The 21,304-nt window shown below is 60.0% G+C and carries 23 protein-coding genes; 12 read left to right on the forward strand and 11 right to left on the reverse strand.

What is annotated here, in order from left to right; translation table 11 throughout:
• The first annotated feature begins 121 nt into the window (after positions 1–121).
• Together PQU94_RS01410 and PQU94_RS01415 are read left to right on the forward strand one after the other, a co-directional pair.
• Positions 122–541 (forward strand): Rrf2 family transcriptional regulator, encoded by a 420-nt coding sequence (locus PQU94_RS01410; protein WP_272739710.1) that lies wholly within the window; start codon positions 122–124, stop codon positions 539–541.
• Positions 538–1,335 carry an SDR family NAD(P)-dependent oxidoreductase gene (locus tag PQU94_RS01415; RefSeq protein WP_272740046.1) on the forward strand — a complete coding sequence of 266 codons (798 nt, stop codon included), beginning with the start codon at positions 538–540 and terminating at the stop codon, positions 1,333–1,335. The genes PQU94_RS01410 and PQU94_RS01415 overlap by 4 nt, the downstream gene beginning before the upstream one ends.
• A 105-nt stretch (positions 1,336–1,440) precedes the next feature.
• Here the strand turns inward: PQU94_RS01415 and PQU94_RS01420 are convergent, their stop codons facing one another.
• Positions 1,441–2,172, reverse strand: a complete 732-nt coding sequence (locus PQU94_RS01420) for a MarC family protein (RefSeq protein ID WP_272739711.1) — start codon at positions 2,170–2,172, stop codon at positions 1,441–1,443.
• A gap of 163 nt (positions 2,173–2,335) precedes the next feature.
• On the opposite strand from PQU94_RS01420, the gene pyrF reads away from it, so the two are divergent.
• Positions 2,336–3,019: an orotidine-5'-phosphate decarboxylase gene (gene pyrF, locus PQU94_RS01425; protein WP_272740047.1), complete on the forward strand. Its 684-nt coding sequence runs from the start codon at positions 2,336–2,338 to the stop codon at positions 3,017–3,019.
• A gap of 26 nt (positions 3,020–3,045) precedes the next feature.
• On the opposite strand, the gene PQU94_RS01430 is transcribed toward pyrF, so the two are convergent.
• On the reverse strand, positions 3,046–3,285 hold the full coding sequence (locus PQU94_RS01430; RefSeq protein ID WP_272739712.1) for a DUF1674 domain-containing protein: 240 nt from the start codon (positions 3,283–3,285) through the stop codon (positions 3,046–3,048).
• Positions 3,286–3,386: 101 nt separating this feature from the next.
• Here PQU94_RS01430 and htpX point away from each other — a divergent pair, with 101 nt between their 5' ends.
• The 7 genes from htpX (at position 3,387) to PQU94_RS01465 (ending at position 11,720) form a co-directional block, all read left to right on the forward strand.
• Positions 3,387–4,283, forward strand: a complete 897-nt coding sequence (htpX, locus tag PQU94_RS01435; protein ID WP_272739713.1) for a zinc metalloprotease HtpX — start codon at positions 3,387–3,389, stop codon at positions 4,281–4,283.
• Positions 4,284–4,401: 118 nt separating this feature from the next.
• Positions 4,402–5,796 carry an RsmB/NOP family class I SAM-dependent RNA methyltransferase gene (locus tag PQU94_RS01440; RefSeq protein ID WP_272739714.1) on the forward strand — a complete coding sequence of 465 codons (1,395 nt, stop codon included), beginning with the start codon at positions 4,402–4,404 and terminating at the stop codon, positions 5,794–5,796.
• A 9-nt stretch (positions 5,797–5,805) separates the two neighbouring features.
• Positions 5,806–6,465, forward strand: a complete 660-nt coding sequence (gene rpe / locus PQU94_RS01445) for a ribulose-phosphate 3-epimerase (protein WP_272739715.1) — start codon at positions 5,806–5,808, stop codon at positions 6,463–6,465.
• Positions 6,466–6,469: 4 nt separating this feature from the next.
• Complete coding sequence (locus PQU94_RS01450; protein ID WP_272739716.1) at positions 6,470–8,203, forward strand: heparinase II/III family protein; 1,734 nt, start codon at positions 6,470–6,472, stop codon at positions 8,201–8,203.
• Between the two features lie 145 nt (positions 8,204–8,348).
• Entirely contained in the window at positions 8,349–9,953 is a 1,605-nt protein-coding gene (purH, locus tag PQU94_RS01455) for a bifunctional phosphoribosylaminoimidazolecarboxamide formyltransferase/IMP cyclohydrolase (RefSeq protein ID WP_272739717.1), read from the forward strand.
• Between the two features lie 346 nt (positions 9,954–10,299).
• Positions 10,300–10,974, forward strand: coding sequence for a dienelactone hydrolase family protein (locus tag PQU94_RS01460; protein WP_272739718.1), 675 nt, complete (start codon positions 10,300–10,302; stop codon positions 10,972–10,974).
• Positions 10,974–11,720 (forward strand): dienelactone hydrolase family protein, encoded by a 747-nt coding sequence (locus PQU94_RS01465; RefSeq protein WP_272739719.1) that lies wholly within the window; start codon positions 10,974–10,976, stop codon positions 11,718–11,720. Before PQU94_RS01460 ends, PQU94_RS01465 begins: the two co-directional genes overlap by 1 nt.
• Here the strand turns inward: PQU94_RS01465 and PQU94_RS01470 are convergent.
• The 5 genes from PQU94_RS01470 to PQU94_RS01490 form a co-directional block, all read right to left on the reverse strand.
• On the reverse strand, positions 11,717–12,274 hold the full coding sequence (locus tag PQU94_RS01470; protein ID WP_272739720.1) for a copper chaperone PCu(A)C: 558 nt from the start codon (positions 12,272–12,274) through the stop codon (positions 11,717–11,719). The two genes, PQU94_RS01465 and PQU94_RS01470, sit on opposite strands and share 4 nt — an antisense overlap.
• 47 nt (positions 12,275–12,321) lie before the next feature.
• Positions 12,322–13,317: a tryptophan--tRNA ligase gene (trpS, locus tag PQU94_RS01475; RefSeq protein ID WP_272739721.1), complete on the reverse strand. Its 996-nt coding sequence runs from the start codon at positions 13,315–13,317 to the stop codon at positions 12,322–12,324.
• Between the two features lie 12 nt (positions 13,318–13,329).
• Positions 13,330–14,916, reverse strand: a complete 1,587-nt coding sequence (gene murJ, locus PQU94_RS01480) for a murein biosynthesis integral membrane protein MurJ (protein ID WP_272739722.1) — start codon at positions 14,914–14,916, stop codon at positions 13,330–13,332.
• A gap of 138 nt (positions 14,917–15,054) precedes the next feature.
• The gene (locus PQU94_RS01485; RefSeq protein ID WP_272739723.1) at positions 15,055–16,149 is read right to left on the reverse strand and encodes an ROK family transcriptional regulator; all 1,095 of its coding nucleotides are present in this window, start codon (positions 16,147–16,149) and stop codon (positions 15,055–15,057) included.
• Positions 16,150–16,659: a prolyl-tRNA synthetase associated domain-containing protein gene (locus tag PQU94_RS01490; RefSeq protein WP_272739724.1), complete on the reverse strand. Its 510-nt coding sequence runs from the start codon at positions 16,657–16,659 to the stop codon at positions 16,150–16,152. It abuts the gene before it with no gap.
• 29 nt (positions 16,660–16,688) lie between these two features.
• On the opposite strand from PQU94_RS01490, the gene PQU94_RS01495 reads away from it, so the two are divergent.
• Positions 16,689–17,444 carry a DUF6065 family protein gene (locus tag PQU94_RS01495; RefSeq protein WP_272739725.1) on the forward strand — a complete coding sequence of 252 codons (756 nt, stop codon included), beginning with the start codon at positions 16,689–16,691 and terminating at the stop codon, positions 17,442–17,444.
• Between the two features lie 30 nt (positions 17,445–17,474).
• Here PQU94_RS01495 and PQU94_RS01500 read toward each other — a convergent pair whose 3' ends face one another.
• A complete protein-coding gene (locus PQU94_RS01500) occupies positions 17,475–18,017 on the reverse strand; it encodes a CC0125/CC1285 family lipoprotein (RefSeq protein ID WP_272739726.1) in 543 nt (180 codons plus the stop codon).
• A 122-nt stretch (positions 18,018–18,139) separates the two neighbouring features.
• Entirely contained in the window at positions 18,140–19,033 is an 894-nt protein-coding gene (locus PQU94_RS01505) for a LysR family transcriptional regulator (RefSeq protein ID WP_272739727.1), read from the reverse strand.
• A gap of 110 nt (positions 19,034–19,143) precedes the next feature.
• Between PQU94_RS01505 and PQU94_RS01510 the strand changes: the two genes are divergently transcribed.
• Positions 19,144–19,893 carry an SDR family NAD(P)-dependent oxidoreductase gene (locus tag PQU94_RS01510; RefSeq protein ID WP_272739728.1) on the forward strand — a complete coding sequence of 250 codons (750 nt, stop codon included), beginning with the start codon at positions 19,144–19,146 and terminating at the stop codon, positions 19,891–19,893.
• Here the strand turns inward: PQU94_RS01510 and PQU94_RS01515 are convergent.
• Complete coding sequence (locus PQU94_RS01515; RefSeq protein WP_272739729.1) at positions 19,890–20,627, reverse strand: siderophore-interacting protein; 738 nt, start codon at positions 20,625–20,627, stop codon at positions 19,890–19,892. The two genes, PQU94_RS01510 and PQU94_RS01515, sit on opposite strands and share 4 nt — an antisense overlap.
• Position 20,628: 1 nt before the next feature.
• Complete coding sequence (locus PQU94_RS01520; protein WP_272739730.1) at positions 20,629–21,201, reverse strand: PadR family transcriptional regulator; 573 nt, start codon at positions 21,199–21,201, stop codon at positions 20,629–20,631.
• Positions 21,202–21,304 lie beyond the last annotated feature (103 nt).

Consider the following 21,304-nt stretch of genomic DNA (forward strand, 5'->3'; position numbering starts at 1 on the left):
GAACGGCGGGCCTCTTACGCCCATTTCTAGCCAGATTCAATCCACATTGCATCAGGCCTCCGCTCAGGCGCGCCGATTCCACTAGGAATGGCAGTCAAATTATCGTAATTACGGAGAGATCATGTCCGACAGTCAGAGATTTCCCGTCGCCGCGCATACCCTGGCCTATCTGGCCCACAAAGGGGCCTATTCGCGCGAACAGGCCGTGTCCTCGTCTGTACTGGCGGCCTCCATCCCCACCAATCCGGTCGTTATTCGCCGTATGACCACGCAACTGGCCAAGGCCGGGCTGGTCGATACCTGTTCGGGCGTCGCCGGCGGCACGTGGCTTCTCAAACCGGCCGAAACCATCCCGCTGGATCAGGTGCTTCACGCTGTACACGGGTGCGCCCATCTGGGGTCGGCCCCGCCGGGGGCCGATGGTTGTCCCGTCGGACAGGCCATCCCCAAGGCGGTCTCGGGCGCAATGAAGGCGGCCAATGAAGCGGCCACGGAAACCCTTTCGAAAATTACCGTCGCCGATCTTATCCGGAATATCTGATGCGCAGACTGGCCCTCATTACCGGCGCAACTTCGGGCATTGGCCTGGCCTTCGCCCGCGTCTATGCCAGCCACGGCTGGGACGTCGTGGTGACGGGCCGTCGACAGGAGCGTCTGGAAAAGCTTGTCGAGGAAATTCGTCTGCGCTTTGGCGTCGAAGCCTATTTTGTTGTCGCTGACCTGAGCGAGACGGGCGCACCGCAAAAGCTGATCGACTATGTAGGTTCGCTCGGCCGAAAGGTCGATGGACTGGTGAATAATGCCGGCTATGGCCTGCCTGAGGGCTTTATAGGCAATGCCTTTTCGTCGCATGAGGCGTTTTTGCGGGTGCTGATGCACGTCCCAACCGAGCTGGCCTATCTCGTCCTGCCGGGTATGATTGAGCAAAAATTCGGCCGCATCGTCAATGTCTCATCGCTGGCCTCCTACCTGCCCGCCTCACCGGGCGACACACTCTATGCGCCGGTTAAGGCGTATCTGACGCGTTTTTCGCAAGGCCTGCACCTTGAAGCGCGTGACCACGGCGTTCACGTCAGCGCCCTTTGCCCGGGCTATACCTTTTCGGAATTCCATGATGTTACCGGATCGCGCGAGCGCATCAGTCAGTCGACACCGGAATGGATGTGGATGGGGGCCGATGAAGTCGCCCGCGAAGGCTATCAGGCCGCCGAAGCCAACCGCGCCATCTGCGTGCCGGGCGCCCCTAATAAGTTTCTGTCCGCACTCTTGAAGATTATTCCCGATGACTGGGCTCTGGAGCTGATCTCAAACCATCTGCGTAAGATGGTGCGCTAAATCGGGCTCACCAGGCAAGCTTAAGGGAATAATCTCTGAACCCGCCATTAAAGATTTTCCTTGCCAAACCCCGGGGCACACTGGTGGTCTCAGGCGACCGGTTCTTCATGAGCCGCTATAGGGGTGCGCTGCCGCCGGCACGATGATGTCATGAGTTACCGTTGAAATCGCCGAAATGATAATCTGCACCGACAGGGCACACAGAATCAGCCCCAGTACGCGGATCACGACGACCATGCCGACGCGACCCAGCATCTTGGAAATATGGCCGGTAAACAGGAAGGTCAGAAGAACCGCCAGCGAGGTGGTAGCAATAGCGCCCAGCCCCACCGCCATGCCGGTTATGCCATATTTTTGGGCCTCACCCGCCTGAATGATGACGGTCGAGATAGCGCCCGGCCCGATCAGAAGCGGAATAGCAAACGGCACGACGAACTTTTCAAATGTCTTTTTGGCGCGGTCACGCCCTCTGATCGGCGCCCCGTGGGCATCGACGGTATCCTCGGTCAGTGACTCGGTTTCCTCAAACATGGCAAGGAAATCGCCACGCGTCATGTCTAGCCCCAGCAGGAACAAAAGGATGCCACCGGCGATACGGAAGGCATCCATCGAAATGCCGAAGAACTGAAGAAGAGCCAGACCGGTAAAGAAGAAGAAGCTCAGAAAGAGCGCTGCAAAGGCCGAAATATAAACCACCAGCCATCGACGCGCCGATTCTGACTGAGTGCGCGTGGCGGCCGCAAAGATCGGCACATTGCCGATGGGATCGAGCAGCGCGAACAGGGTTATGAAGAAATTCACATAAAGCTCAACCAGCCCTAATGAGCCACCCGACATTATTCACCCTCCTGCAATCGACTCGATTTGTAACAGAGCCACCCATCCGGTTACAGGGAAAACTTTCCCACAAACCGGGAGCGCAGGGTTCACGTTTTCCACATTGTGCCCCGCAAAATCCGGTGTATGTGAAACCGACTGCTACCGGAGCGCCGTTATGACCCTGCCTGCCGATCCTCGTATCATCGTTGCCCTTGATGAACCTGATCTCGCCGCCGCCCGCCATCTAGTCGAGGTTCTGGGTGATCACGTCAGCTTCTACAAGGTCGGTCTGACGCTTCTGGGCCAGGGCGGTCTGTCTTTAACTGAGGAATTAGGACGTCGCGGCAAAAAGGTCTTCCAGGACTGGAAGCTGCATGACATCGGCGCTCAGGTCGAAGGCGCCGCCGAAGCCATATCGCGAGGGGCCTGCGATATGCTGACTGTCCATGCCGAGCCGCAGGTCATGAAGGCCGCCGTGCGCGGCCGCCAGGGCAACACGAAGCTTCTCGGCGTTACGGTCATGACAACGCTTAAACAAGAGGACCTCGATGAGATGGGCTATGGCACGGCGCTGGAGGATCTTGTCAGGCGCCGCGTCGATCAGGCCGTAGACGCAGGTATGGACGGCGTGGTCGCCAGCCCGCACGAAGCGGCAATGATCCGAGCGCGGGTACCGGCTGATTTCCTGATTGTTACTCCGGGCGTGCGCCCGGCGTGGGCCGATGCCAATGATCAAAAGCGCATCGCGACGCCCGCCGATGCTGTCAGTAGCGGAGCCTCGCACATGGTCATCGGTCGGCCGATTACGCGCGCGCCCGACCCCGTGGTGGCCGTGCAAGCCATTCTGGCGGAGCTGCAGGGGTAAAACCCTGCAATCAGGCGCTGTCCGATTTAGAAATCGCTGACGATGCCCTTGCGTTCCCAGTCCCCAAAGCGTGTGGGTTCAAGTCCTGCAGGGCCACCTTCTTCATAAGGCCGCTCAGCAGCCTCATTTTCGGCTCGCGCCCGTCGCTCGGCGGCTTCGGCGAGCGCGCGCCTGGCCTCTGGAGTCAAAACGCGCTCGGCAATGCTCTCCTTTTCAGCATCATCAATCGATTGCGAAGTCGTTTCGTTATTTTTTTCAGATGACATTTTCGTCAGTGCCTTAAATTTGTCTGCGCTTTCCTTATATGTATTTTGCAAGGGCTGCCATCGCAACCCTATTACTTAACTTTGAGGAGAGCTTCTTACCCATGAACCCGTTTAAGACCTTTATGCTACTGGCTGGTATGACCGCGCTGTTTGGCGCGATCGGTCTGGCGATTGGCGGGCCTACGGGTATGCTGATCGCGCTTGGCCTTGCTCTTGCCATGAACGCTTTTGCCTATTGGAACTCCGATAAGATGGTCTTGAAGGCCTACCGGGCCGAACCCGTCGATCCCGCCAGCGCCACCGGCCTGATCCGTACGTATTACGACGATATTGCCGAAATGAGTCACCGGGCGGGACTTCCGATGCCGGCGGTCTACATCATTCATAATGATCAGCCCAATGCCTTTGCCACCGGACGCAATCCGCAAAACGCTGCCGTTGCCGCAACGACCGGATTATTGCGCATGCTCGACCGCAGCGAGATTCGCGGCGTTATGGCCCATGAGCTTGCACACGTGAAAAATCGCGACACCCTGATCATGACGGTGACGGCGACACTGGCCGGTGCCATTTCATCGATTGCCAACTTCGCCATGTTCTTTGGCGGGAATAATGATGATGAAGACGGCATCAACCCGGCTGCCGCTATCCTCATGGCCATCGTCGCCCCGTTGGCGGCCATGCTGGTGCAGATGGCCATTTCACGCGTCCGCGAATATGAAGCCGACCGCGTCGGGGCAGAACTTTGTGGCGATCCAGAGAGCCTTGCCCGTGCGTTGCACAAGATTGAGCAGTACGCCCACGGCATTCCAAACCACGAAGCCGAGCGTAACCCGGCATCGGCGCACATGTTCATTATTAATCCTCTGTCGGGAAAGCGGATGGACAATCTCTTCTCGACTCACCCCGCCACGGACAATCGGGTCCGGGCCTTGATGGAGCTGGGTGTGCGGATGGGCAATCGTCGTGGGGGCATGACCAGCGTGCCGACGACATAAGCGGGTTGGGGCGCGACACTTTTGCTGATATAGCCGCGCCTTAGCCGCCCTTTGCGGCCACTGTCTCCGCTCAATACGGGGATACCGACGTAACGCACAGCATCTTCTGAGAGTTTGCATGCCCCAAAATTCCGGCCGCACTTCCGGCAAACCATCACGCGCCCGCGCCGCCACCGCGCGCCCTTCCGCCCGCCCGAGCCGTCCGAACGCGGACGCCGCAGAAACCATGGAGAACGATATCGGCATCGCGGCGCGCGTGACGGCCATAACCCTGATTGACGCGGCGCTGGAAAAGCGTAGCGGCTTTGACGAAGCGGCCGCGAGCCCCGATTTTCTCAAACTGTCAGAAACAGAACGCGCCTTCGCGCGCGCCCTGTCCCTGCTGGTCCTGCGTCGACTGGGGCAGCTCGATCACGTCATTCACAAAAAGACGCAGAAAATGCCGCCTGAAGCGGTACGCCAGCTTCTGCGCATCGGCATGGCGCAGATCTTCTTTATGCAGGTGCCGGATTTCGCTGCCGTTTCTACCACAGTGAAGATCGCTGAGCGTGAAAACAAGACCCGTCCGTTCAAGGGTCTGATCAATGCCATTCTGCGCGGCCTCATCCGCGAGGGCAAACTGTCCGACGTCAATCCGAAGCGGCTCGTCCCCGACTGGCTGTGGCAACGCTGGGTGCAGACCTATGGCGAGGACAATGCCGAGGGCATGGCCACGGTCCTGACCGAAGAGCCGGCCACCGATCTCAGCTTCCGTAATCCAGCGGAGCGCGACGCACTTAAGGAGGCTCTGCAAGGTGAGGTCGTGGGGCCCGTCAACCTGCGCTCGGCACTGCGTGGCGATTTGCGCCAGTGGGCCGACTACGAGGCGGGCAAGTGGTGGGTGCAGGACATCGCTGCTGCCACCCCGGTCAATCTTCTGGGTGACCTCAGCGGTAAGACCGCGCTCGATGTCTGCGCCGCCCCAGGCGGCAAGACGATGCAACTGATCGCCAGGGGCGCGCAGACCGTTGCTATCGACCGCTCCAAAAACCGTCTGCGGCGCGTCGAGGACAATCTGGCGCGCGTAGGGATGAGCGCCGAAATCCATAATGCCGACGCCTCGACCTTTGATGATCCGCGTGCCTTCGACGTCGTGCTGGTCGATGCGCCCTGTTCGGCCACGGGCACCTATCGGCGTCAGCCAGACGTTTTGTGGGCCACCCGCCCCGCCGACGTCGCCAAACTGGCGGACGTTCAGCATCGCCTGCTAGATGCACTGGCCCCGCGCGTTAAACCCGGTGGCGACTTCCTTTACTGCACGTGTTCGCTGGAACGTGAGGAAGGCGAAACGCAGATCCTGGCCTTCCTGCGCCGGAACAAGGATTTCACCCTCGTCCGCCACGGCGCTGATCAGCACCCGGACATACCCGCCGCCTCATTTGCGCCCGAAGGCTGGTTGAGATTGCTGCCGCATCAGCGTAAGGGAGGGCAGGACGGCTTCTTCGTCGCGCACCTGAAACGCAACCCCGCTTAAGAGTTTTGCATGACCACGCCGCTGATTTGCCCTTCGATTCTGGCCTCCGACTTCTCCAAGCTGGGTGAGGAAGTTCGCGCCATAGACGCAGCCGGGGCCGACTGGATTCATATCGATGTGATGGACGGGCATTTCGTTCCCAACCTGACCATCGGGCCCGATGTGGTGAAAAGTCTGCGTCCGCATACGCAAAAGACCTTTGACGTGCACCTGATGGTGACACCGGTCGATCCCTATCTCGAGGCCTTCCGCGCCGCCGGCGCGGATGTCATGAGCGTCCACCCGGAATCGGGCCCTCATCTGCACCGCACGTTGAAGCAGATCCGCCATCTGGGGGCCAAGGCCGGGGTCGTACTCAATCCTGCGACACCGCTCGACGGTCTGGAGTGGATCATGGAGGACCTCGATCTGATTCTCCTGATGAGCGTCAATCCGGGTTTTGGCGGGCAGAGCTTTATCGAGAGCCAGTTGCGCAAGATCGAAGCCGTACGCAAAAAGCTCGACGCACTGGGCCATAGCGCCGTGCTTCAGGTTGATGGTGGCGTAAACCTGCAAAACGCCGCCGCCTGCGTTGCGGCCGGTGCCACAGCGCTTGTCGCCGGTACGGCTGTCTTCAAGGGCGGGCCGGACGCCTATGCCGCCAATATTAAGTCGCTCAAGGGTCTCTGACCCGATGCAGGTCTATGAGCAGCCCATTGCCATAGCCGGTCACGCCGCGGTTCGAACACCGTGGGGTAAGGTCGTGCGGGCGTGGGCACGCCGTCAGGCCGCAGCCGAAATTTTCGGGATGCCGGGCTATCGCCTTTCCTTACGCGGCCCCGACATCGAAGGCTTTATCGCCGCGCCTCACGAAATTCGCCCGCCCAATCCGCATTTAGGCAAGGCCATGATGTCGGGGCGTTACAGTCTGGGTGGGGCTCGCATGAGCGTGCAGGGAACCGGCGATCCGTGGAACCGCCCCTCCCCCACGCGCGCCTTCGCGATTGAGCTTCACGGCTTCTGCTGGTTACGCCACCTCTTCACGCAAGGCGAGGAGGGAATCAAGGAAGGCCTGCGCCTCTTCCTCCTGTGGGACAAGACATTCCGCAAATGGACACCCTTCGCCTGGGATCAGGGGGTCCTTGCGCGTCGTCTGATCAGTTTAAGCGTCTTTGCGCGGCGACTGTCGGCCTATGCGTCCGAGGCTGAGGTCCACACTCTGGCGCAATCCATGGCGGAACAGGCCCGCCATCTTTGGCGGTTACCGCGCAATCTGGCATGGTACACGCAAAAGGCAACAGCGCTTGTGCTCGTTGGCTGCGTCCTTTCCGGGCGCGCGGGCGACAGTCTGCGGCGCAAAGGGCTGCAGATTCTGCCAAAGGCGCTAAAGCGCACCATCCTGCCAGATGGCTCGCACGTCTCTCGCAGCGTTCAGGCCGGACTTGAGCTGCTCTATGATCTGCTGCTGATAGAGGATGGGTTGAACCAGCGTGGCCTGGCCCTGCCCGACTATCTCGAGACCGCTATCGAACGCCTCGGCCGTTTTGTGCGTACCCTGTCGCACCCGGACGGATCGCTGTGCGCTTTTCAGGGATCAGAATCCCTGCTGGCCGAACAGGTCGCCCCGGCCCTGCTGCACGAAGAAAAGCGCCCTCTCGCCCCATCTTCCCTGCCGGTTTCGCTCGAACACGGCCGTTATCAGCGTCTGACCGGGCGCTCCTTGTCAGTCTACGTTGATACAGGAGAGCCTCGCTTTGGCGCTATGGGCTATGCGGCCTGCGATCACCCGATGAATTTCGAAGTGTCGGGCGGGCGTGACAAGCTGTTTGTGACCCCTGGATGGGCACCGGGGCAGTCAGATCACCACGAATTCCGCATCATTAATGCTGCCAATACCCTGACGCTCGGTGATCTGCCTATCCTCAGCCCCATCACCGGGCGCTTTGGAGAGCTGCTGCATTTCGGGCTTGAGGGGATGCGCTACCGCATCCGCAGCCGCCGTATCGAATCCGAAGACGCCGGCTCGCTAATCGAGATGGAACACGAAGGCTGGCGCCCCGTCTTTGGCATCAAACACGAGCGCCGCCTCTATGTCGATCCGCAGCGCGACGAACTTCGCGGAGAGGAAAAGCTGATCCCGGTCGAACCGAAGAAGGAGCTTCCGGAGCAGGCCCCCTATGCCCTGCGCTTTGTGCTGCATCCGGAGGTACAGGCCTCACTCGCGCGCGATAAGCGCTCTGTCCTTCTGCGCGGCCCCGGTGGACGTGGCTGGTGGCTCAGGCACGACGCGCGCGAGGTGAGTATCGAAGAATCGAGCGTGTTTGAACGCGGACAGCCGCGCAAATCGACAACGCTTCTGCTGCGAGGCACGGTCCGTCTTGCTACGCCGCTGCGCATCCGCTGGAAGCTCTCGCCCGCAGAAGCCTAAAAGCTACGAGGCGGCGAAAGCCACTTAAACGTTTCACTTCCAGACCTCACATTTTCCGTTACAAATGAAGGGGGATTGTGGGTTTTCTTTTACGCCCCCCTTGTGTAAACCGCGCGCATCTTTCCCCCAAATACTGGATGCGCCCATGCCCGCCGCCCCTGATTTTCCGCCCGCCCCCGACCTCGTCACGCCCAGGCGCGCGCTTATTTCTCTGTCGGACAAGACCGGCCTGATCGAAGTGGCGCAGGCTCTGGTATCAGCGGGTGTCGAAATCATCTCGACCGGCGGGACGCGCGGTGCGATTGAGAAGGCCGGCATCGCCGTCAAGGACGTGTCCGACCTTACGCAGTTTCCGGAAATGATGGACGGTCGCGTCAAGACGCTGCACCCGAAGGTGCATGGCGGCCTTCTGGCCTATCGCGATGCGCCAGAACACGCCAAGGCACTCATTGATCACGATATCGCCCCCATCGACATCGTGTGGATCGACCTCTACCCCTTTGAAAAGACGGTCGCTTCGGGCGGTGGCTTTGAAGCGGCAATTGAAAATATCGACATCGGCGGGCCGGCCATGATCCGTTCGTCGGCTAAGAATCACCCTTACGTGGCTGTCTGCGTCGATAAGACCGGCATGGACGAAGTGATCGCCGCCCTGAAAGACAGTGGTCAGACGAGTCTGTCTTTGCGTAAATCGCTGGCCGCGCGTGCCTTTGCCCGCACCGCCGGTTATGACAGCGCCGTTTCGACCTGGTTTGCCGGGCAACTGGGCGACAGCTATCCTTTGCACAAGGCCGTTGCCGGGACGCGGCTACAAACCATGCGTTATGGCGAAAATCCGCATCAGTCAGCTGCCTTTTATAAGACAGGCGAAAACCGTCCGGGTGTGGCTACGGCGAAGCAGCTTCAGGGCAAGGAGCTGAGCTATAACAACGTTGCCGACACGGACGCGGCCATTGAGCTCGTGGCCGAATTTGAGCAACCGGCCTGCGTCATCGTCAAGCACGCCAATCCCTGCGGGGTGGCGGTGGGGCCGGACCTCCTGACCGCCTATAAGCGCGCCCTGGAATGCGACGATGTGTCAGCGTTTGGGGGCATTGTGGCGCTGAACCGCAAGCTTGACGCTGCCACGGCGGAAAAAATCGTTGAAATCTTCACTGAAGTGATCGTCGCCCCCGAGGCCGACGAGGAGGCGCTGGAGATTGTCAAAGCCAAGAAGAATTTGCGTCTGCTGGTCACAGGTGCCCTGCCCGATCCGCTGTCAGGCGGTCAGGTGTTCCGCTCGGTGGCGGGCGGCCTTCTGGTGCAGTCGCGCGACACCGCGCGCATTAGCGCCGCGGACCTCAAAATCGTCACCAAACGTCAGCCGACGCCGACGGAGATCGAGGACATGTTGTTTGCCTTTACCGTCGCTAAGCACGTCAAGTCGAACGCGATTGTCTATGCCAAGGACGGCCGCACAGCGGGTATTGGGGCCGGCCAGATGAACAGGCGCGACTCCGCACGTATTGCCGCCCTGCGCGCCCAGGAAGCGGCGGAAAAGATCGGCTTTGCCGAGTCGCTGGCAAAGGGTTCAGCCTGTGCCTCGGAAGCCTTCTTCCCCTTTCCGGACGGCCTTCTTGAAGCTGCCGCCGCAGGTGCCACTGCGGTGATCCAGCCAGGCGGTTCGATCAAGGACGCCGATGTTATCGCCGCCGCCGACGAGGCGGGCCTGACCATGGCCTTCACCGGCGTTCGCGTATTCCGCCATTGATTAAAGCGGATGAATGCTTTGACGACGGTCTAGGATATCACGTCCCTCCCGGCGAGAGCCGGGAGGGACCTTTGCTTCGGTGACACGGGCACACCCCACCCGAAAGCGTAAGCAAAAATCAAATTGTGCATCACCTTTCCCGGGAACTGGTTTTCGGACAGGCAGGCAAGGATGTACAAAGTCACATCAAGTGCTATCTATCCTTCGGGGACGTGTTTCGGAGGGATTTTTGATGCCTGAGACTTTGGCTGAACGGTGGGCCCGACTGTCGCCTTGTACCGAGGTATTCGGACCGAATGATGCGTCACCACGGCCGGCCTTGATACTGTTTCACGGGTGCGGAGGTGTGCGCCCGCACATCTACCACTACGCCGAAGCCGCCGCCGCCGTCGGGGTGCGTGCCTATGTTGTTGACTCCCTGAAAGCCCGCGGATGGGGCAGATCCCACGGTGTGACCCTCGTTTGCACTGGTCTGGCCCTGCAAGGGTATGAGCGTTCAGGCGACGTTCTGGCCGCCATCAAGGGCATTTCTGCCCTTTCGGAAGTTCAGTCAGATCAGATCGTCCTATCGGGCTGGAGTCACGGGGGCTGGTCGATCATGGACCTGATGACCGAGCCCCTCAAAAGGCCGGGTGAGGCCAGGCTCGCGGACCCCGATCCCGCTCTCATCGACCATGTGCGCGGCCTCTTCCTCGTCTATCCCTACATCAGCTTCCCGGCCCGCAGCCTGCGTCACCCCTGGATTTACCGTCCGCGCACCCGGGTCGCTCTGGCGCGCAAGGACCATCTGACCGCCTATGCCCGAGCCGTATCGGTACTGGAGCGGCTGAAGGCTGATGGTCTTCCGGTCGATATGCTCAGCTTCGACGCCACGCATGCCTATGACGAAGAAAGCTTCGGAGGTATCGGCCCGATGCACCATGACCAGGCTGCGATGGACGGCACGACCGAAGGCCTGATCGGCTTCCTGCGTGAGGTGTTTAACATGGACCTGCCTTCACAGGCTGTCGCGGCCGGCTGATGGACAGCCTGAAAGAGCGGTTTGAACGATTATGGCCGCACGTCACGGTGCACGGTGCGCCCGACGTGACGCCTCGCCTGACGGTCGTGCTGTTTCATGGCTGTGGCGGTGTCGGACGAAACATCACCCTGTTTGCTGATTACGCCGTATCTCTGGGCCTGCGGGCCGTAATCGTCGATTCCTATGCCCCGCGAGGCATTAAGCGGCGCCTTGCCGCTTTTCTGGCCTGCAATGGGCTTTGGCTGAGAGGCTACAGGCGCTCCGGCGACGTGCTGGCCCTGCTTTGGGGCCTCTCGCAACGGCCGGAGGTAAACGGCATCTTGCTGGCGGGCTGGAGCCACGGCGCATGGGCAATCATGGACCTGATGACGCAAGCCCTGACCCGTCGCGGGGAAGCGCAACTGAGCGATCCAAGCCCTGAACCCCTGACACGGGTGCGCGGCCTGTTTCTGATGTACCCCTATGTCAACTTCCTCGCCCGTTCGATGGGTAAGGCGTGGCGGCGGCAAGTACCAACCCTCATGGTCATTGCGCTAAAGGATCATCTGGCGCGCTTCAGCCTGTCTTTAAAGGCCGTGCGCCGTCTGCGCGCTCAGGGCGTGCCGCTGGAGACGATCGTGGTCGATTCTACCCATGCCTTTGATGAACTAGGCGCGGACCGCTTCGGCTTCATGAAATACGACCCGCATTCGGTTGCCACCGTACGGGCCGCGTTTTGCGAGTTTGTCGCGAAATTTAAAGCTTAATGCCCACTGTGCTGGGACGCGTCCGACAAAGGCGCATTCGAAACGGGGGCTTCGATCTTCACCGCCCCCGCCTTGGCGAAGTTGAGCGTCAGACTAAGCGTGTCACCGTCTGCGGGGCGGGTCTTCAGCCCTATAAACATGATGTGGTTGCTGCCCGGCTTCAGTTCGAGCGTCTGGCCGGCCTTGATCTCAAAGCCCTCGGGCATAGGCGCCATCATCATCTTGTCGCCGTCCATCTTCATGGTGTGCAACTCGACCTTTTCAGCGCAATCACAGGTCACCGAGACCAGACGATCATCATCCTTGCCGATATTGCGGACGGTGACATAGCCGCCTGTATTGGGATTCTGGCCGAGCGCCGCGCGCACGGCATAGTGCGATAACTCAAGACCGCTTTCGGTCTTCACACCGTTTTCGTCTGTCTTGGTCTTTACCGTTGTGACACCGTTGGACTCGATTTCGGTCTTGACCTCAGATGTCGAATGGCGGCCGTCACAAGCCGTCAGGGAACCCAGCGAAAACGCCATCACAGACAAAAGAATAAACTTACGCACGGTTTCCTCCCAATTTGGATCTGCCCTGGTTTCACGCAAGGCCTGGCTCAACCCCACAGGCCGACGATCTTTTTGACATCTCTGACCACCGGTTCTGCCGCTGCTTCAGCCGCTTCGGCCCCGAGCTTAAGCACCCGGTCAACCTCTGCCGGATCGTTCAATAGCGCGCGCAGGCGCTCGGAGATAGGCGACATCTTGTCCACTACCACCTCGGCCAGCGCGGGCTTGAATACGCCGAAGCCCTTGCCGCCAAACTCATTGAGCACGTCCTGCACCGATACTCCGGCCAAGGCTGCATAGATACCAACGAGATTCTTGGCTTCCGGTCGTTCAGACAGACCGGTCTCCTCTGCCGGCAGAACTTCGGCGTCAGACTTGGCCTTCTTGATCTTCGAAGCGATGGTGTCGGCATCGTCTGTCAGGTTGATGCGCGAATTGTCCGAAGGGTCTGACTTCGACATCTTAGCCAGCCCGTCACGCAAGCTCATGATGCGCGCGCCTGGCCCCTGATAAAGGGTGTCGGGCAAGGGGAAGTAGTCCACCTTATAGTCGTGATTGAACTTCTTGGCCACGTCGCGTGTCAGCTCTAGATGCTGCCGCTGGTCTTCGCCCACCGGCACATGGGTGGCCTTATAGAGCAGGATGTCGGCGGCCTGAAGGACCGGATAGGTATAGAGGCCAATTGAGGCGCGTTCCTTATCCTTGCCCGCCTTATCCTTGAACTGAGTCATTCGGTCAAGCCAGCCCAGACGCGCAACGCAGTTGAAAATCCACGCCAGCTCCGTATGGGCGCGTACCGCCGACTGCGGAAAGATGGCCGACTTTGCCGGGTCCACGCCCGCCGCCAGGTAGCAGGCAGCGATTTCGCGGGTCTGGGACAAAAGCTTTTCAGGGTCCTGCCACACGGTGATCGCGTGCAGATCGGCAATCATGTAAAAGCGCGTGGCCTCAAGAGACTGCATATCGGCGAACTTTTTGAGCGCGCCGAGATAGTTGCCGAGGTGAAGCGACCCGGACGCCTGAATACCGGACAGAATACGCATGTATGGACCTTCTTACCCCTTACGCAGGGCCTTCTTTATGTCGGACGGGCGAACAGCCCGCGTAACGAACAGAAGGGCGATATAAACGAAAAGTCCGAGGAGACAAACGCCCACAATGGCGATTTCCTTGGTCATATGATGCAACAGGGGGTGAAGGGCCCCTTCAATTACCGCGCGATAGTGAGAGGCCAGAGCGCAAAAGGCCCCCATCAATATACCGGCCAGGATGATCTTGAAAAGTCCGGTCGCCGCCTTGGGGCCCAGTGACCATGTTTTGCGGCGGCTCAGCGTCCACCACATCAGGCCGACATTGACCCAGGCCGCCGCGGAGGTGCCGATCGCCAGACCGGCCACGCCGATCAGCGGGAACAGTGTCAGACCACAGGCCAGATTGACCACGACTGACACCATGGCAAACTTCATCGGTCCGTAGGTGTCTTTGCGCGCAAAAAAGGCCGGGGTCAGCACGCGCGCCAGCACAAAGGCGGGCACACCCCAGCCGTAATGCAACAGGGCGCGGGCCGTTTCCTGCGCGTCGTGCGCAAGGAACTCCCCCCGCGTGTAAAGGCCGTCGATCAGGAAGAAGGGCATGGCGATCAGCGCCGCCGCCGCCGGCAGGGTCAGGGCCATGGCAAACAGCACGGCATCATCCATGACGTTTTGCGAACGTTGCGTATCGCCTGACTGCACCGCCCGCGACAGGGTTGGCAAAAGGGCTACACCGATGGCCACCCCAACCAGACCCAGCGGCAACTGATATAGGCGGTCTGCAACGCTCAGCCAGGTTCGTGCCCCGTTTACGCCCGATGCCAGAAGCGAGGAAACGAAGACATTGATCTGCGTCGCGGCGGCGGCCAGCGCACCGGGCACTGCCAGCAGCAGAAGGCCGCGCATCTCAGTCGTAAGCTTCGGCCATACAAAGCCAATGCGCGCCCCGGTCCTGCGGCAGCCCCATACGAGCAGCGCCGCCTGAGCCACACCGGCACTCAGCACACCGGTTGCCGCCAGATAGGAGGCGTGTATCGGGTCCTTACCGAACCACACAAAGACCAGCATGAACAAGTTCAGAAGCGTCGGCACAAAGGCCGACAGGGCAAAGCGTCCACGCGCATTCAGCACCCCGGACAGGAGCGCCACCATGGTCATGCACGGCAAATAAGGCATGGTAATTTGGGTGAGGATGATCGTCAGACGCATCTTGGCAGGGTCGTCGGCATAGCCGTGCGAAAAGACGGCCATGACCTGGGGCATGAAGATCATAGCCAGTGCGCTCAGAACAATGGCGATCATGGTCATGGTGGCCATGGCGTCGCGCGCCAGCCTGTCGGCGGCTTCGGGGCCTTCCTTTTCCAGCGCAGCGGAATAGGCGGGGACGAAGGCGGCGGTGAAGGCACCTTCAGCAAAAATACGGCGGAACAGATTGGGGAAGGTCAGCGCCGTGGCGTAGGCATCGGCGGCGATATTGCCCGAGGCCCCCATGACGGCCGTGATTACCAGATCGCGGGCAAAGCCCATTACGCGACTGACCAGAGTCATCCCACCAAAGACAAGCGAGGAGCGGACAACGCTGGTGGGTTTCGACCCGGTTTCTTGAGACACGTAAGCCTGCCTGTAAGGAGAGCAATCGGTTTCGCTCTTACTCCAGCCGCAGGAATTAGCAAGCGTGGAGGTGTTAATCGTGAGGGACCAATTATGTCGAGCCAAGGGTCTGCCACCCACGGCGCAAGCTTTACTCGCTCACACCTGCGGTAGCAAATTACAAAAAACCGGCAAGGCGGCGGCCCCTATGGCGGTCTGGAAGGCCCCTAGGCGCGACGCTTCCACCGCAGGTGCGCCAACCCCCAGATTCACGGCTTGCGCCAGCTCTTTGAGGAGGAGCGGGCTGAGACGACCGGTAAGGATAATCGCGTCCGGACTGAGGAAGGGGCTGAGTTTGGAGAGACCTGCCGACAGACGTGCGGCGGCCCCGTGCGTCCAGTCCGCGATCACGCCTTGCGCCGCCTCGGGCAGGATATCGAGATCGCTGAGGTCGCCCACTCCAAATCCGGCTTTGGTTAGCACCCGCATCAGGTCACGGCCATCCGGACCCGATTTAACATCTGAACCCTCATTAAAAAACTGCCCGATCTGACCGGCGCCTGACATACTCTGCCCTCCCCGGAACGGGCGCCCTTCAATAAACAGCGCCCCGCCGATCTCAAGTCCGATATGGACGATTAGATAGGTCTGATAGCGTGCACCGGCACCGAAAACGCGCTCACCAATGCCGCAGGCCAGAGGTTCGACTTCAATAAAGGCCGACCCCTCCAGATTGTTGGCAAAATAGCTGGTCAGTTCCTCGCGGCGATAGGCCAGATTCCACGCCTGCGCCTGTTCGGGCGGCAGGTCGCAGGGCACACCGATCCCGAAGCCCAGTTGCCGCCAGCGCACCACATGGCTCTTGCCATAGGCGCTTTCCAGTTGTTGCTGCACGGTCTCCAGCACGGCACGCGGGCTAGGCTCGGCCAGGGGCGTGCGCGTGCGCCCGACCACGCGACCCCCCAGATCCATCGCCACCAGATCGAGTGCACCGGCTGTGAAGCCGATACCGAAGGCATAGGCCGCGCCCGAACGCAGCGACACCGGCTTTTGTGGCTGACCCCGCCGCCCGGTGTGCACATAGGCCCCGTTATCTTCCTCGACCAATCCCCAGTCCATCAGGTCGCGCACCAGATTGGTCACCGCCGGTCGCGTGTAGCCGGACGCTTCCGCCAGTTCGGCGCGCGCTGCCGTCCCATGGCGAACCAGCGCCTCAAGCACCTTGCGATGGCCGTGGGTCAGGTGGGGAAACATCTATACGTCCGAAAAGTCGATAACCCGGTAGTCTCGGCCCAGCTTGTTCAGAAAACGCCGGAAATCGGCCTGATCGAGCGCTGTGGTCGCCGTATTGATGAGCGGGTGGAAGTTGACGATCTCAGCTTCATAAAGTCGCTGATCAAGAATAAATCTGACCTTGTGATCCGGGTCGTTGATAAGGGCCAGCGCCGTGACCGAACCGGGCCGCACGCCAAGCGCCTGATAGAGCCGGTCTTCGGAACCGAAACTCAGGCGTCCGGAGCCGATGACTTTCGGCAGGGCTTTCAGATTGATCTGTGTTTGCTGTTCGGCGCTGATCAGCCACAATTGCCCCTTATCGTCCTTCAGGAACAGGTTTTTAGTGTGTGCACCGGGCAGCTTATCCTTGATCTCTTCGCCTTCACCGACACGAAACACCGCCTCATGCGCGGTCGTCCGCGGCAACAGGCCCCAGCTGTTTAGGACTTGAAGCAGGGTGCTTTGCGTATAAAAGCTTTTTTCGGTCATTCGACGCGTTTACAGGAGCCCGAAGCGTAATGGAATTGGAATGTTTTGTCGTTCAGGCCGGCCCGCGTGAAATCATTCCCGGCCGCACCGACCGCGACTGGATGGATGCGTTTTCCAACCGCTTCCCCTATCGCTGTCTGCCTCTCACCATGGCCAATTCGACGGGCTGGGAACTGCTGGTTCCCGAAGACATTACGATCGAATGGAATGGCGGTAAACTGGCCAGTGATATCATCATCACCGCCGACCGCCCTGGCGTGCACGTCGAACACTTTGTGCAGAGCCATTTCAGTCAGGGCATCGTCACCTTCCATACGGGTTATCTCTTCCGCACGCCGCCGGGATTTGCCCTTTGGGCCACAGGCGCACCCAACCACGTCAAGGACGGCATTGCACCCCTGACCGGTCTGATCGAAACCGACTGGCTGCCGTTTCCCTTTACGATGAACTGGCGCTTCACACGACCTGGCGTCGTGCATTTTCAGAAGGGTGAACCCTTCTGCTTCATCAATGTCATCGAACATCGAAAGACCGATGAGGTGCAGCCGGTGGTCAAGCCGATCGAGGCCGATCCGGACCTGCTGGAGCAATTTAAGGCGTGGTCGGAAAGCCGCGCCAAGTTCAATGAAAGCCTTGTCAACCGCGACCCGGCGGCCATCAAACAGGCCTGGCAGAAGTTTTACCACAAGGGTGAACTGCCGGATCAGTCGGAAGCGCCGCAGGAGCACATGAACCGTCGCCGCGTAAACCCTGTTCGCTATGACGGGATCGAAGAGCCGAAATAAAAAAGGGAGCCTTCAGGCTCCCTTTATGGTTCAGCGACGATCCGTCGTCGGTCGCACAATACGCGGGTCGAGGTTCTGTTTCACCTCGCGCGCATCATAGGCGTTGGGATCGTTCGGCTTTTCGCCTTTGCCGAAGATGACTTCGGCCGAGGTTTCATAGCGGTAGAAAGTCGTCTGATCCTCTTCCCACGCGCCCCACGAGCCCCAACCGCCGCGATAATAGCGGTAGTAGAATCCGCCGTAGAGGCGCGGGAACGGATCACGATAAGTAGTAGTGGTCGTGCGGTCTTCCTTGGTGTTGCGGCCCACCAGACTGAACCAGTCGTAGCCGTTTTCCAGCGCCAGCTCCGCCGCGCGGTAGAGCATATAGTCCTCGACCGTCTCACGCGAAGTAGAAGAGTTGCCGGAGAATTTCAGCCGGTAGCGATTGGCTTCGATCCGCTGGTCGGAATAGCCTCGGGCCAGAGACGAGGTCGGATCACCAGTTACGGGCTGATAGGGGGTGGGGGTCGCGCAGGCGGCGAGCGTTACCAGAGAGACGCCAAGTGCCGCACCAATCATCATCTTACGCATGGTCTTAACACTCAACTCCCTGTGAAAAAGCCCCTATTGGCGAGGGAGTATCGAGCCTCCACTATCAAACGTCAATGTGGCTTTAATACGCCACACAGGCCGTTACAGATCAGGCACGCCCTTCAAACCGTGTAGGTTTTCATCAGGGTAGCGACCCAATCGATAAACACCCTCACCCGGCGCGCCAGATGACGTCGTTGCGGGTAGATCAGCGATACTGGCAGGGCCTCAGCCACATGGTCGGGCAATAGTTCAATCAGCCGTCCCTGCGCCACGTGTTCTATCATGCCGACACGTGGGGCCTGAACGATTCCGAGACCCGCCAGTGCCGCGTGACGATAGGCTTCTGAATTGTTTACGGTCACCACGCCCTCCATGGTAATGGTCTGCCACTGGGTACCGTCGAAATAGTCAAAGCCGTCCGGGCGCGCCCCCATCTGGGTCACGTAATGGATTAGCCGGTGGCCCTTCAGATCCTCCAGCGTGCGCGGCCTACCCCATCGCGCCAGATAGGCAGGGCTGGCAAAATTACCCATGGAAAGCTTACCCAGCGAACGGACCGTCAGGCCGGAATCGCTCAGGGTCCCCACCCGGATGACGGCGTCAAAGCCTTCGCGCACAATATCGACGATGCGATCCGTCGAAGACAGTTCAACGCGCAAGGCCGGATGGCGCTCAAGCAGCGCGGGTAAGTTGGGCAGGACAAGGTTCTGCGCCACGGGTAGCGGCATATCCACGCGGATGCGCCCACTTACCTCACGCGTCTGAAACAGGCCCGACAGGTCTTCGGCATCAGCCAGCAGGTCCTTGGCGCGCTCATAGAAAACCTGACCATCGTGGGTGAGCTGAACCCGTCGCGTGGTGCGATAGAGGAGTTGCGTCCCAAGATGCGCCTCCAGCGTTTGCACCGCCGTTGATACCGTGGCCTTAGGCAGGCCAAGCGTTTCGGCCGCCTGCGTGAAAGACGATAGTTCCGCCACGCGGGTGAACATCAGCAGGGCATCTAATCGCAGCATACGCGCATTATTGTTCATTTATCGGAACAGTCTAGCTGGAATTTGCGGATTTATCCTGCCTCATGGGTCAACTAGTCATCGGTCATCCGCTTTCATACAGGAGAGATTACATGACCATCGCACTCATCACCGGCGGCAGCCGGGGCCTTGGCCGCAACGCCGCCCTGCATCTGGCCCGCGACGGGGTGGACGTCATCTTCACCTATCGATCAAACTTCACAGAAGCTCAGAGCCTTGTGGCTGAGATCGAAGCCCTGGGGCGCCGCGCTGTGGGCATGCCGCTGGACGTTGGCAATACGACAGGATTCGCCCCCTTCGTGGCAAAGGTTCAGGAAACCCTGACCGCCTGGGGCGAAGACCGCTTCGACTATCTCGTCAACAATGCCGGCACCGGTGTACATGCCAGCTTTACCGATACCACCGAAGCGCAGTTCGACGAACTGGTGAATGTGCATTTCAAAGGCCCGTTCTTCCTTACCCAGGCTCTACTGCCCCTGATGCGCGACGGTGGTCGCATCCTCAATGTCTCCTCAGGTCTGGCGCGCTTCGCCCTTCCGGGTTACGCCGCCTATGCGTCGATAAAGGGGGCGATGGAGGTGCTGACGCGTTATCAGGCCAAGGAATTGGGAGCCCGCGGCATTGCCGTCAATGTCCTCGCTCCGGGGGCGATAGAGACGGATTTCGGAGGCGGGGCTGTGCGTGACAATGCGGGACTGAATGCCTTTGTGGCGTCAAATACGGCGCTGGGTCGTGTGGGTCTGCCCGACGATATTGGGGGTGTCGTTGCGGCCATTCTGTCGCCCGGCAGCCGTTGGATCAATGCGCAGCGGATCGAGGCATCGGGCGGCATGTTCCTCTAATCAAGAGCCTGATGTGCGCCCGCTTCGCCCTTCAGCCAATAGCCAGAGGCCTTGATCCCTTTCGGATTGAGGCCTTTGTCGTGCAGATGCGCGCGCACCGTCCGGGCCCACTGTGCCTCTCCGGCGATCCATATATGCGTGTCCGCAGGGAGGGTCAGGGCGTCGATGACGCTCAGCACATCATCGGCTTGCGCACGATAAAGCCAGTGAATGTCCGCCTTGGCCTGAGTGACCCACGCCTGACGCTCAGCGGCGGTTTCGACCATGACCAGGACGGTGATCGCCTGACCCGCAGGGGCGGTTTCCAGGCGACGACCGATAGCCGGCAAGGCCGTTTCATCCCCGATCAGAATATAATGAGCGAACACATCCGGCCAAACCAGCGAACCGCGCGGCCCGCCAATGTGGAGCGTATCGCCGACCTTTGCTTGTAACGCCCATTGGGTGGCCGGGCCGGCCGGGTCATGCAGGGCAAAGTCGAGGGTCAGCCGCCCATTGCTTACATCAAAGGCACGCGGCGTGTAGTCGCGCATAACCGGCGTTTCTCCGCCCTGGGGATCGGCAAACAAGAGCTTCACATGGTCATCGAAGCCCAGCGACTGAAACCCCTCCAGATCGCCACTGAGGATCAAACGCATCATATTCGGTGTCAGTCGGATGCGCTCAGCAACCCTCAATTCACGACGGCGCAGTTCAAAGCGAACGCGCAAGGGCGTGCAATTGTCTTCAGCCATCTCACGACCTCTCAATACGGCGAGCCAGATCGTCGATACCATCGACAATGGCGTGCAGTTCGTCTTGCGTCAGCGGGCGGGCGGCGCGATTGCGCAGAGCCGCCTTGAGATTGTCCATGGCGCGAAAAATGGGCACGAAATCCGGTCCTTCCGAGGTGCTTTGCGGGGCTTCGGCAAACAGACGCTCCAGTTCTTCGGCGCGTTCAGCCAAAAGGGCCGTTCCCGCTTCGGTGATGGTGGCGACCTTGCGGCCTTCAGCGTCGGGGGTGATGGTGATAAAGCCACCATCTTCCAGCCAATTCAGGGCCGGATAGACAATACCAGGCGACGGTGCGTACTGACCGTTGAAATGGTCGTCGATAGCGCGGATGAGTTCATAACCGTGGCTGGGCTTATCGCTGATCAGCCTGAGCAATACGAGCCGCAGGCCGCCATGCCCGAAACCGCGACCGCCACGTCCACCCTGGCCACGCCGACCGGGCCCGCGCTCACCAAACGGGCCGCCACGGCCCTCTTCGGGCCAGCCGCGATGATGACCACCGCCTCGCCCGGGTCCAAAGGGAAAGTCCCTCATGATTCAGATACCTTTCTAAGTGGTCACAAATCAGGATCACGGTGAATTCTGTGTGTCTCTGATGTGTATTTATATATATCTGAATTGTGTTTGAAATAGGTCA

The organism is Asticcacaulis currens (assembly GCF_028550395.1).
Classification (GTDB): Bacteria; Pseudomonadota; Alphaproteobacteria; order Caulobacterales; family Caulobacteraceae; genus Asticcacaulis; species Asticcacaulis currens.